Source organism: Symbiobacterium thermophilum IAM 14863 (assembly GCF_000009905.1).
In the GTDB taxonomy this organism is placed as follows: domain Bacteria; phylum Bacillota; class Sulfobacillia; order Symbiobacteriales; family Symbiobacteriaceae; genus Symbiobacterium; species Symbiobacterium thermophilum.
Genome location: NC_006177.1, coordinates 1,068,240 through 1,080,088 on the forward strand (window position 1 = coordinate 1,068,240; position 11,849 = coordinate 1,080,088).

At 68.6% G+C, this 11,849-nt stretch carries 11 protein-coding genes; 8 read left to right on the forward strand and 3 right to left on the reverse strand.

Going from position 1 to position 11,849, the window contains the following annotated elements:
* Positions 1-12 precede the first annotated feature (12 nt).
* The 8 genes from STH_RS04880 to STH_RS04915 all read left to right on the forward strand — a co-directional run bounded on the left by STH_RS04880 (position 13) and on the right by STH_RS04915 (position 9,303).
* Positions 13-1,254 (forward strand): PTS sugar transporter subunit IIC, encoded by a 1,242-nt coding sequence (locus STH_RS04880; RefSeq protein WP_011195084.1) that lies wholly within the window; start codon positions 13-15, stop codon positions 1,252-1,254.
* 76 nt (positions 1,255-1,330) lie between these two features.
* On the forward strand, positions 1,331-1,678 hold the full coding sequence (locus tag STH_RS04885) for a PTS lactose/cellobiose transporter subunit IIA (protein WP_011195085.1): 348 nt from the start codon (positions 1,331-1,333) through the stop codon (positions 1,676-1,678).
* Complete coding sequence (locus STH_RS04890) at positions 1,675-3,114, forward strand: glycoside hydrolase family 1 protein (RefSeq protein ID WP_011195086.1); 1,440 nt, start codon at positions 1,675-1,677, stop codon at positions 3,112-3,114. Before STH_RS04885 ends, STH_RS04890 begins: the two co-directional genes overlap by 4 nt.
* A 70-nt stretch (positions 3,115-3,184) precedes the next feature.
* Positions 3,185-3,442, forward strand: a complete 258-nt coding sequence (locus STH_RS04895) for an HPr family phosphocarrier protein (protein ID WP_011195087.1) — start codon at positions 3,185-3,187, stop codon at positions 3,440-3,442.
* Between the two features lie 127 nt (positions 3,443-3,569).
* Entirely contained in the window at positions 3,570-5,744 is a 2,175-nt protein-coding gene (locus tag STH_RS04900; protein WP_043713433.1) for a S9 family peptidase, read from the forward strand.
* A gap of 261 nt (positions 5,745-6,005) precedes the next feature.
* The gene (locus STH_RS04905; protein ID WP_011195089.1) at positions 6,006-6,590 is read left to right on the forward strand and encodes an NADPH-dependent FMN reductase; all 585 of its coding nucleotides are present in this window, start codon (positions 6,006-6,008) and stop codon (positions 6,588-6,590) included.
* Between the two features lie 19 nt (positions 6,591-6,609).
* Positions 6,610-7,968, forward strand: coding sequence for a hemolysin family protein (locus STH_RS04910; protein WP_011195090.1), 1,359 nt, complete (start codon positions 6,610-6,612; stop codon positions 7,966-7,968).
* Between the two features lie 93 nt (positions 7,969-8,061).
* Positions 8,062-9,303, forward strand: a complete 1,242-nt coding sequence (locus STH_RS04915; RefSeq protein WP_011195091.1) for a M48 family metalloprotease — start codon at positions 8,062-8,064, stop codon at positions 9,301-9,303.
* 41 nt (positions 9,304-9,344) lie between these two features.
* On the opposite strand, the gene fabF is transcribed toward STH_RS04915, so the two are convergent.
* The 3 genes from fabF to STH_RS04930 all read right to left on the reverse strand — a co-directional run bounded on the left by fabF (position 9,345) and on the right by STH_RS04930 (position 11,681).
* Positions 9,345-10,586 carry a beta-ketoacyl-ACP synthase II gene (gene fabF, locus STH_RS04920; protein ID WP_011195092.1) on the reverse strand — a complete coding sequence of 414 codons (1,242 nt, stop codon included), beginning with the start codon at positions 10,584-10,586 and terminating at the stop codon, positions 9,345-9,347.
* 5 nt (positions 10,587-10,591) lie between these two features.
* Positions 10,592-11,215 (reverse strand): TetR/AcrR family transcriptional regulator, encoded by a 624-nt coding sequence (locus STH_RS04925; protein WP_011195093.1) that lies wholly within the window; start codon positions 11,213-11,215, stop codon positions 10,592-10,594.
* Between the two features lie 202 nt (positions 11,216-11,417).
* Complete coding sequence (locus STH_RS04930; protein WP_043713437.1) at positions 11,418-11,681, reverse strand: hypothetical protein; 264 nt, start codon at positions 11,679-11,681, stop codon at positions 11,418-11,420.
* Between the last annotated feature and the right edge of the window lie 168 nt (positions 11,682-11,849).

Sequence of the window (11,849 nt, forward strand, 5' to 3'; positions counted from 1 at the left end):
GAGTCGACCCCCATGAGCTTCATGCAGCGGTTCATGGACTGGATGCAGAATTCGGTCGGACCGGCTACCGAGAAAGTGGCGAACAACGCTTGGATCTCTGGCTTGCAGAAGGCCATTCTCAAGGCCCTTCCCATGGTTCTGGTGGGATCGCTCATCACGATCTACAACGTCGTCCGCAACTTCGCGCCCAGCCTGCCGGACCTGAGGCCCATCAGCACCTACACCTTCGGGCTCATCTCCCTGTTCATGGTGTTCTGCGTGCCGTACTACATCCTCGAGCTCAAGAACGTCCATAAGACGAAGTTTGTCGCCGGCTTCACCGGTATCGCCCTGTTCTTTATCATGCTGAACCCTACGGTCACGGACCAGGGCTACGTGTTCAACTTCTCGGGCTTCGGCGCCGGCGGCATGTTCGTCGCCATCGTGGCGGGGCTCTTCACCGCCGCCGTCATGCTGCTGTTCCGGCGACTCACGTTCTTCAAGGAAGACAGCGTGATGCCGGACTTCGTCAAAGAGTGGTTCGACTCGATGCTCCCCATCTTCGTCGTGGTGTTCGTTGGCTGGCTGGTCGTCATCCGCTGGGGCTTTGACATCTACAGCGCGATCGTCGCCCTGTTCACGCCGCTGATGAGCATCGCCCAGTCGCTGCCGGGCATGATCCTCCTGTACCTGATTCCCACCGTCTTCTACTCCATGGGCATCAGCGGCTGGGTCTTCCAGCCCATCCTGAACCCCGTGCAGCTCTTCGCCATCAACGCGAACGCCGAGGCGGCGGCAGCCGGCGCTGTGGCGCAGTACCCGTTCACGGCGGAAACCACGTACGCGTTTTTGAGCCTCGGCGGCCGTGGCGCCACGCTCTCGCTGGTGCTGCTCCTCCTGTTTGCGCACTCCAAGCGCCTGAAGGCCCTGGGCCGGGCGTCCTCGGTACCGGCAGTGCTCAACATCAACGAGCCGGTCGTGTTCGGCACCGTCGCCTGGAACCCGATCCTCATGATCCCCATGTGGCTCAACGGCCTGATTCTCCCGTTGATCACCTACTTCGCCCTGAAGACCGGGCTGGTCCCCATCCCCACCGAGGTCTTCACCATGTGGTACGTCCCGATCGGCATCTCCAGCTGGCTCGTGACCAAGAGCGTTTCGGGCCTCATCCTGACCGCCGTCAACTTCTTGGTCTCCCTGGCCATCTGGTTCCCCTTCTTCAAGCTGTACGACAGCCAGGAAGCGGCGAAGGAAGCTCAGGCAGCGGCCGATTAGCGTTTCGTCCGGGAAAGGGGGCGGCACGTGCTGCCGCCCCGTTCCTTAATCACCGTCTGGGGGGATTCCGTTCTATATGGAGAACCTGGAACAGCTCAACCTCATTGCGATGCGCATCATCCTCGACGCCGGCGACGCCCGGGACTTCGTCACCAAGGCCTTCGAGGCCATGGGGCAGCGGGACTTCGAGTCTGCGGACGAGCACCTGCGTGCGGCTTTCGAGAAGCTGAAGTCGGCTCACCGTCAGCAGACGGAGGTCATCCAGCACGAAGTGGCTGCCGGGTCGTTGCCGCCGTCACTGCTGTTTAACCATGCTCAGGACACGTTGATGGTGGTCGGTTCGGAACTGAACCTCGCGCGCAGTCTGCTGGCCATCTTCATCAACATCGACCGGCGGCTGGCGCAGCTGGAGGCAGGCCGATGAGCGGCGTCCCCTTTCTCTTTCCCGACCAGTTCCTGTTCGGCGGGGCCATCGCGGCGAACCAGGCCGAGGGCGCTTTTGACAAGGATGGCAAGGGCCTGTCCATCGCCGACGTCCACCCCTACGTTCCGGTCAAGTCCCGGGATGACCGCAAAGAAGATGCCACGGTGAAGGACAGCCGGGATGCGCTGCGGATCGTGCCCGGCCTCCACTACCCCAAGCAGCGGGGGATCGACTTCTACTATACGTTTCGCCAGGACCTCGCCCTGATGAAGGAATGCGGGCTCCAGTGCTTCCGGACGTCGTTCAACTGGGCGCGCATCTTCCCCCGGGGCGACGAGCGTACGCCCAACGAGGCCGGTCTGGCCTATTACGACCAGCTGATCGACGCCATCATCGAGAACGGCATGGAGCCCGTCATGACGATCTCGCACTACGAGATGCCGCTCGCGCTCTGCCTGGAGTACGGCGGCTGGTACAACCGCAAGCTGGTCGACTTCTACGCACGGTTCTGCGAGGTGCTCTTTGAGCGCTACCACAGCAAAGTCAAGTACTGGATCACCTTCAACCAGATCAACCTGACCACGTTCAACTCCCTGGGCATCCTCGGAGAAGACCACGCCCACATGCTGGAGGCGACCTACCAGGCGGTTCACCACCAGTTCCTGGCCCAGGCGCACGCCAAGCGGATCAGCCGGCGCTATCCCGGCCTGATGGTCGGCACGATGCTCAGCGACAAGATCGCGCACCCGGCGACCTGCAAGCCGGAGGATGTGCTCTTCAGCTACCGCAAGAACCAGATGCAGTACTTCTTCGGGGACGTGGCGATGCGTGGGTCTTACCCGGGTTATGCGCTCCGGTTCTTCCGGGATCACGGCATCCGGATCGCCATGGAACCGGGAGACCTGGACCTCCTTGCGCAGCACAGGATGGACTTCCTCAGCTTCAGCTACTACTACACGAAGATCAACGACGCCGCAAGGGACTCCTGGGACCCGAGCGACAAATCCGTGAACCCGTACCTCCCCCAGAGCGAGTGGGGGTGGGAGATCGATCCCCTGGGGCTGCGCACCGCGCTCAACCAGTATTACGACCGCTACCAGTGCCCGCTCTTCATCGTCGAGAACGGGCTCGGGGCCCGGGATGCGGTGGAAGCAGACGGGCGCGTTCACGATTCGTACCGCATCGCGTACATCGCAGAGCATCTCCGGCAGGTGGCCGAAGCCATCCGGGACGGCGTGGACGTGATGGGGTACTGCCTCTGGTCCCCGATCGACATCGTCAGCTGCTCCTCTGCCGAGATGGAAAAGCGGTATGGCTTGATCTACGTGGACCTGGACAACCTGGGCAGGGGAACGGGGCAGCGCATCAGGAAGGACAGCTTCTTCTGGTACCGGGACGTGATCGCCTCGCGCGGGCGGACGTTATACGAGGGCTAGCACGGAGGCTCATTCTGTGCAGAGGCTCCTCCGGGAGGACGTCCGCAGACCATCATCAGGAGGCAGCGGGATGCAACAGTTTACCCACACAATTCGCGACGAGCTTGGTCTCCATGCCCGTCCGGCCGCCCTGCTGGTTCGTCTCAGCACGCAGTACAAGTCCAGGATTACGCTCACAAAGGGCGAAAAGGTGGCGGACGCGAAGGGGATCTTTGCCGTCATGACGCTGGGCGTCAAGTGCGGGGACACCCTGACGGTGACCGTGGAGGGCGAGGACGAGCTTGAGGCGGCGGAGGCCCTCCGGGAGTTCTTCCAGCGGCAGCTGTGAGCTCCTCGCCGGCCCCCCATGCGGCGCCCGGTGCTCCCACCGCTTTTCCCTCCCCATGAGGGGGGAGGTGTAGCCACCCCCTATGTCTAAGAATGCGAGGGAGTTCTCGACAAAGGAGGACGCGCCCTTGTCAGCATCGAAGCGCCGCCTGATTCCCGAAGACCTGTACAGATTCGTGACCGTGAGCGACCCGCAGATCTCGCCCGACGGCGAGGTCGTCGCCTTCGTGCGTACGCACATCGACCCGGAGTCGAAGGAGCCGCGCTCCCGCATCTGGATGGCGCCGGCGGCAGGGGGCGAACCCGTGCCCTTCACCCAGGGGCCGAAGAACGACACGTCGCCCCGCTGGTCCCCCGACGGCCGCACCCTGGCCTTCGTGTCCGACCGGGGAGGCGATCGCCAGATCTGGCTGATCGACCGGCACGGCGGCGAGGCCCGGCAGCTTACCCAGATGCGCCACGGGGCGGGCGATCCGGTCTGGTCGCCCGACGGCCGGTACATCGCCTTCACCTCCGCCGTGGGGCCGGAGGACCGGCGGGAGCTGCTGACCCGGGCCAAGACCGACGCCGACAAGAAGGCCGAGGAGAAGAAGGCGAAGGACGAGGCCCGCACCTTCACCATCATGCGCTGGCGCAGCGACGCAGCCGGCATCCGGCCCGAGCGCTGGCAGCAGATCTGGGTGGTGCCGGTGCCTCGCCACGGGGAGCCCATGCCCAAGCCGGTCCAGGTGACCTGGGGCAACTACGACCACGGCGGCGCCACCTGGTCGCCGGACGGCCGGTACATCGCCTTCGGCGCCAACCGGACCGAGGACGAGTCCCTCCGCCTCCGCGACATCTTCATCACCCCGGTGCCGGGCGAGGATTCCCCCGCGGCCCGGGCCTCCGTGGCCCCGCCCGAACCCGGGGCGGCCGAGCCCGGCGAGGAGGAGGCGAAGGCGCTGGCGGAGCAGCTGCGGAAGGCCGCCGAGGAGGCGGAGGCCGCCTTCCGGCCGCGGAACGTCACCGGCGGCATCGGCGCCTTCCGCGCCGCCCGGTTCTCGCCGGACGGGAAGACCCTGGCGGCGATCGGCCACCAGAATGAGTACCAGAACGCCACCCTGCCCAGGATCTACCTCTACCCGGTGGAGGGCGGGGAGCCCCGGATCCTGGACCACCGGGACCTGGAGATCGGCAACAGCGTGGGCGCCGACGTCCGTCCGGCCGGCCCGGGCGTGGAGGTCACCTGGTCGCCGGACGGCGGCCGGATCTGCGTGCCGGTGGTGCACCGCGGGGCCTGCGCGGTCTACACCTTCCCGGTCAGCGGCGACCCGCCGCAGCTCCTGGTGGGCGGCGAGCGGGAGATCTACGGCGGCACCTTCGACCGCAGCGGCCGCCGGCTGGCCTTCGCAGCCGGGTCGATCTCCGAGATCGGCGACATTTACGTCCACGACCTCACCACGGGGGAGGAGCGGCGGCTCACGGCGGTGAACGCGGCGCTCTTCGCGGAGATCGAGTGGCCGGAGGTCGAGGAGCTCAACTTCAAGGCCCGGGACGGCTGGGACCTGCACGGCTGGGTGATGAAGCCGGTGGGCTTTGAGGAGGGGAAGAAGTACCCGCTGGTGCTGGAGATTCACGGCGGCCCGCACACCTGCTACGGCCACGCCTTCTACCAGGAGATGCAGCTGCTCGCCGCGGCCGGCTACGGCGTGCTCTTCATCAACCCCCGGGGCTCCACCGGCTACGGGCAGGCGTTCGTGGATGCGGTTCGGGGCGACTACGGCAACCGGGACTACCATGACCTGATGGACGCGGTGGACCACGCGCTCACCTTCGGCTGGGTGGACGAGAAGCGGCTGGCGGTCACCGGCGGCTCCTACGGCGGCTTCATGACCAACTGGATCGTGACCCAGACGGACCGGTTCGCCGCGGCCATCACCCACCGCTCGATCTCCAACTGGGTCTCCTTCAGCGGTACCCCCGACTTCGGGCCGTTCTTCAACCAGATCCAGCACAAGGTGGAGGACCCCTGGTCCCCCGAGGGCGTGCAGGCGCTCTGGCGGATTTCGCCGCTGGCCTACGTGAAGAACGTGAAGACGCCCATCTGCATCATGCACTCGGAGTTCGACTACCGCTGCCCCATCGAGCAGGCTGAGCAGTTCTACATGGCGATCAAGTTTTACGGGCAGGCGCCCACCGAGCTGGTGCGCCACCCCCGGTCCAACCACGACCTGACCCGGCAGGGGCCGCCCGTCCTGCGGGTCGACCGGTTCCATAAGATCCTGCGCTGGTTCGGGAAGTACTGTCCGCCCAACGAGGGGTAGTTCCCTCCGGCGTGGACGAATGCCCGGGCAAGGATGATGAAGTGAAGGCGGGGCCGACTGCGGCCCCGCCTGCGCTGCTGTATGGAACCGTCCGGACGCGGGCCCTGCGCATAGCGGCCGTGTGCGCCGGTGACACTGTTCCCGGACGGCCCGGGCTCCGCCTGACAGGCGGGGCACAGGCCCGCCCCGAACCGCGCGGGGCGCGCCGCGCCGGGAGCCCGAACCGACCGCCTCACGAGAACGCACGCAGGAGGCAAGAACGTGGTCAGAATCGGGATCATCATCGGCAGCACCCGGCCCGGTCGCAACGGGGAGGCCGTGGCCCGCTGGGTTTACGAGCACGCTCGGAAGCGGACCGACGCCGAGTTTGAACTGGTGGACCTGAAGGACTTCAACCTGCCCGTGTACGACGAGCCGGTGCCGCCGTCGTACGGGAAGAACTACCAGCACGAGCACACCCGGCGCTGGTCGGCGAAGATCGACTCCTTTGACGGCTTCATCTTCGTGACGCCGGAGTACAACCACGCCACCTCCGGCGCCCTGAAGAACGCCATCGACTACCTCTACCTGGAGTGGAACAACAAGGCCGCAGGCCTGGTGGGTTACGGCAGCCTGGGCGGCGCGCGGGCGATCGAGAACCTGCGCGCCATCCTGTCCGAGGTGCAGATCGCCCACGTGCGGCAGCAGGTGTCGTTCTCCCTCTTTACCGACTTCGAGGACTTCAAGGTGTTCAAGCCCAACGAAGAGGTGCACCTTCCGGCCCTGAACGTCATGCTGGACCAGCTGATCGCCTGGAGCGCCGCCCTGAAGCGGGTGCGCCAGGAGGCCGCCGCGGCCGGATCGTAGCCGTCCGGGGGGGACCGTCGTGCAGCACTGGCGGGCGCTGGGGCTCATCCTCGGCCTGGTCCTCATCAACGCGTTCTTCGCGGCCGGCGAGATCGCCGTGGTCTCTGCCCGACCGGTGCGGATCCGGCAACTGGCCGAGCAGGGGAACCCGTCCGCCTGGGCCCTGCTTCAGCTGATGAAGGACCAGAGCCGCTTCCTTGCGACCATCCAGGTGGGCATCACCCTGGCGGGCTTCCTGGCCAGCGCCTCCGCCGCGGTGGGCCTTTCGGCCGGCCTGGGAGCGGCGCTGCAGCGGCTGGGCGTCTCACCGGCCGTGGCCGGCAGCGCCGCCGTGGTCGCCGTGACGCTGCTCCTCTCCTACCTGACGCTCGTGCTGGGGGAGCTGGTGCCGAAGCGCATCGCGCTGCAGTCGCCCGAGCGGGTCGCCTTGCTGGTGGCCCGCCCGGTGCTGTTGATCGCCCGCCTGACCCGGCCGTTCGTCGCGCTCCTCACCGCGTCCACCAACCTGGTCGTGCGCCTGCTGGGCGGCCAGGCGCAGCCGGCCGAGCCGGGCATCTCGGAGGAGGAGCTGCGGCTGTACGTCGCCGAGAACACGGGGCTGCAGGAGGCGGAGAAGCGGATGATCGCCGGCGTCTTCTCCTTCGGCGACCGCAGCGTCCGCCAGGTGATGGTCCCCCGCACCGAGATGGCCTGCCTGCACCAGGACGCGCCGCTGCCGGAGGCGCTGGCGGAGGTGCGCCGCCACGGGTTCTGGCGCTATCCGGTCTACCGGGAGGACTACGACGACATCGTCGGGATGGTCACCGTGAAGGACCTGCTGCGCCACGCCGACCCACAGGCCGGTCTCCGCACGGTCGCGGACGTCATGCGCCCCGCCTGGTTCGTCCCGGAGTCCAAGCAGGCCCTGAGCCTCCTGAAGGAGATGCAGGCGGCCGACGAGCAGCTGGCCGTGGTCGTCGACGAGTACGGCGGCGTGTCCGGGCTGGTCACCATGGAGGACCTTCTCGAGGAGATCATCGGCGAGATCGCGGAGGAGCCTTCGCCGCCGTCGGCAGAGCCGCGGGAGCTGGAGCTGGACGGCGGCGAGCCGGTGGATGAGGTGGCTGAGCAGTTGCACATCCCCATTCCCCGCAGCCCCCACTACGAGACTCTGGCGGGGTACATCCTGCACCACCTGGGCGCCATCCCGTCCGAGGGCGACGAGCTGGCCGTCAGCGGGTGGCGGCTGCGGGTGGTGCGCATGGACGGGCACCGCATCGACCGGGTGAGGGCGGTGCCGGATGCGCCGGACGCTCCCGGGGCGTCGGACCGGCCGGAGCCGCCCGAGCGGCAGGGGATGCGGGACCGGGCTTCGCCCTCCGGACCGCCAGCCTCCTGAGCGATCTGCAGCCGGTCTCCGCCACCGCGCGTCTAACCCCGGGGACGAGCGGCATAGACAGGGGTAGAGTCGACTGCCCGGGAGGTGCCGCCCGTGCGCGAGCCCACCCTGCCCCTGAAAGGGTTCTGGACCCTGCTGCTCGCCGTCGGCATGGGGCTGATCCTGCTGCTCCTGTTCGCCACCCTGGAACCCCGCCCGCTGGACGCGGATGCCCTTAACTACTTCCCCGCTTCCCTGGTGGAGGAGGGGCGGCGCTTCGCCCGGGAGGCCCGGGTGGCGGCCAGCCTCAGGGCGCTGGCGTCCCTGGGCGCGCTGGCGTGGCTCTGCTTCCACCCGGCGGGGGCCCGGCTGCTCGCCCGACTGGAGGCGCGCGGCGGGGACCGGTGGTGGCGGCAGGTCGCCTGGGTGGCGGTGGGGATCGGGCTCGTCACCGCCGCGGTGGAACTGCCCTTCGCCTATTACCTGGGCCATGTCCACGAGCGCGCCTACGGCCTCACCCGCCGGAGCGGCTTGAGCTGGCTGGGCGACCACCTCCTGGGGCTGGCCCTGGACACCGTCGTCTCGACGCTGCTCTGGCTGGCGCTCTACGCCCTCATCCGGCGCAGCCCCCGCCGCTGGTGGGCGGGGGCCGGCCTGATCACGGCGGCCTACAGCCTGCTGCTGGCGGTGCTGTATCCCGTGCTGCTCCTGCCCCTTTTCCACCAGGTGCGCCCCGTGTACGATCCCCAGGTCCTGGGGATGATCCGGGCCCTGGCGGAGCGGGCCGGCGTGCGGGTGGAGAAGGTGGCGGAGGTGCGGGTGGGGCACGAGTCCAGCCGGATCAACGCGATGGTGGCCGGGATCGGCCCCACCAAGCAGGTGCTGCTTTACGACACCCTGCTTCGGGAGCTGACGCCCGCGGAGGTGGAGGCCGTGCTGGCGCACGAGCTCTCCCACGCCGTGCATGGGGACCTCTTCCGGGGATGGGCCCTGCAGGCGGCACTGGACGCCGCGTCCATGGGGCTGGCGGCCTGGATGCTGTGCGCGATGCGAGGGGTCGCCCCGCTGGGGCTGCCGGGCCCGCACGCGCCGCGGGGCATCGCGCTGCTCATGCTCTTCTTCAGCCTCTGCAACGTCGCAGGCGGGCCGGCGCAGGCGGCGCTCTCCCGCCGCGCCGAGGTGCGGGCAGACAGGTACGCCCTGGAGCTCACGCAGAACCCCAGGGCGCTGGTGCAGAGTTTCCAGAAGCTGGCCCGGGCCAATCCCGGGGACGTGGCGCCGCCGCCCCTGGTGGAGTTCCTCAGCTACTCCCACCCGTCGATCATGCGGCGCATCCGGGCGGCGGAGGGGCGGTAGGCTGAACGGCGCCGGGCGTGACGGCGCCCGGCGCCGAGGCGCTAGACAAAGCGGCGGAACGCGAGCGACACGTTGGTGCCGCCGAAGCCGAAGTTGTTACAGAGGGCAGCCTCCACACCGCGGACCTCCCGGGCCGTGTGGGGCACGTAGTCCAAGCGGCACTCCGGGTCGGGCCTGTGCAGGTTGATGGTCGGCAGCAGCACCTGGTGGTACAGCGAGAGCACGGTCAGGATCGCCTCGATGGCCCCCGCCGCCCCCAGGAGGTGGCCGTGCATCGACTTGGTGCCGGAGACGGCCAGCTTCCGGGCGTGATCGCCGAAGACCTGCTCGATCGCCAGGCTCTCCTGCACGTCGCCCAGGTCGGTGGAGGTGGCGTGCGCGTTGATGTAGCCCACGTCCTCCGGGTTCAGCCGGGCGCTGCGCAGGGCGCCCTTCATCGCCAGGACCGCGCCCCGGCCCTCCGGGTGCGGCGCGGTGATGTGGTACGCATCCCCCGACATGCCGGCGCCGGCCAGTTCGGCGTAGATCCGGGCGCCCCGCCGCCTGGCGTGCTCCAGCTCCTCCAGCACCAGGCAGCCCGCGCCCTCGCTCATGACAAAGCCGTCCCGGTCCGCGTCAAACGGGCGGGAGGCGCCCTGGGGGTCGTCGTTCCGGGTGGAGAGCGCCTTGGCGGAGCTGAAGCCGGCAAACGCCAGCTCCGTGATGGTCGCCTCGCTGCCGCCGGTGATCATGACGTCGGCGTCGCCGCGACGGATGATGTGCATCGCGTCGGCGATGGCGTGGCCCGCCGAGGCACAGGCGGACACCGTCCCGTAGTTGGGCCCATGCACGCCGTACTTCATCGAGATCAGGCCGGCGGCGCTGTTGATGATGCAGCGCGGGACGAAGAACGGCGAGATCCGCCGGGGGCCCCGCTCCTGCAGGATCAGGGCGTTCTCCACGATGCCCTCCAGACCGCCCATGCCGCTGCCGAACACGACGCCGGTGCGCTCGGCCAGCTCGCCCTCGAAGGTGAGGCCCGCGTCCTCCACCGCCTCCGCGGCCGCGGCCAGGGCGTAGTGGATGAAGGGATCGTACCGCCGGACCTCCTTGGGGTCCATCACCGTCGCGGGGTCGAAGTCGCGCACCTCGCCGGCGAACCGGGTCGGCAGGCGGGAGGCGTCGAAGCGGGTGATCGGGCCGATGCCTGAGCGGCCCGCCACCGCCGCCTCCCAGTTGGCCCGGACGCTGTTGCCCAGGGGCGAGATCAGCCCCATGCCGGTGACCACTACCCGTCGCTCCATACGGTTCACTCCTTCAATAGAGGTTCAGGAAGCAGATAGGAACGGAGCATCGCCACCAGGCTCTGCCCCATGGCGTTCAGTTCCAGGTCCGGCGCGCCGGTCACCCAGTAGACCGCCACCCCGTCGGCCATGGACAGCAGCAGCGCGGCCACGGTGCGGGGGTCGACGTCCGGCCGGAAGCGGCCCCGGGCGACGCCCTCGGCGATGATGCCCGCGACGTAGTCCGCCAGCCCGGCGAACCGGTCGTGAAGTCCCCGGCGCACCTCGCCGTTCTGCACCGCCTCCGCCATGGTCACCAGGAGCAGCCGCCCGGTGCCCGGGTGGCGCACCCGGAGGGCGGCGGTGAACAGTTCGACGCATCGCACCAGCCGCTCCCACGGATCCTCCACGCGGGCCGTCAGCCTGGCGAAGAGCGCGGGCGCCCGGCCCAGCCGCTCGCGCACCAGCGCGAGCATCAGGTCGGCCTTGGTGGGAAAGTACCGGTAGATCGCGCCGACGCTGAGCCCGGCCTGCTGGGCGATGTCGCCCACGGTGGCCACCTGATAGCCCTTGGCGATGAACACCTCCATGGCGGCGTTGAGGATGGCCTCGCGCCGCCGCTCCATGTGCGCCGGACTCACCCTGGGCACGGGGATCCACTCCTTCAGAACCGCGGCCCAGCGGGCGAAGCCCTCCCGGGGGACGGAGGGGCCCACAGGCCGGGGAGGGGGCAGCCCCTCAACCGCGAATAAAAAATGAGCGCTCACTCATTTATACCACGGCCCGGGCTCGGCCCGCAAGCGCGCAGAGGCACCGGCTGCTGGTTGCAGCCGGTGCCCCGCGCGGTTCCCGTTACTGGTCCGCCTTCTGGGCCGCACGCTGCATGGAGGCGTTGTTGCGCTTGGCGGCATGCTGGGCCCCGCTCACGCCGGTGATGTTGTTCCCCGAGAGCTGGGCGCCAGACTGCTGGCCGGTGCCCATCGAGCCGAACTCATAATTGGCCTGGCCGGCCTTCCCGGCCGCCCGCTGCATCGACGCCGCGTTCTGCTTTGCGCCGTGCTGCGCGCCGCTCACGCCCGTGATGTTGTTCCCGCTCAGCTGCGTACCCTTGGCCATTCGGAAACTCCCCCTCACAAGCGATGTGTGGAGTCTCGCCGGGACCGGTCTTAGTGTGGGCCGTCGGCGACGCCGGCACTCTGGGAGTTGGCTGGGATAGCTGGCGAAATGTGCACGGCGGGCGCGGCGCGCCGACGTGGGCAACACTATGGGGAGAGCATCGGGCTG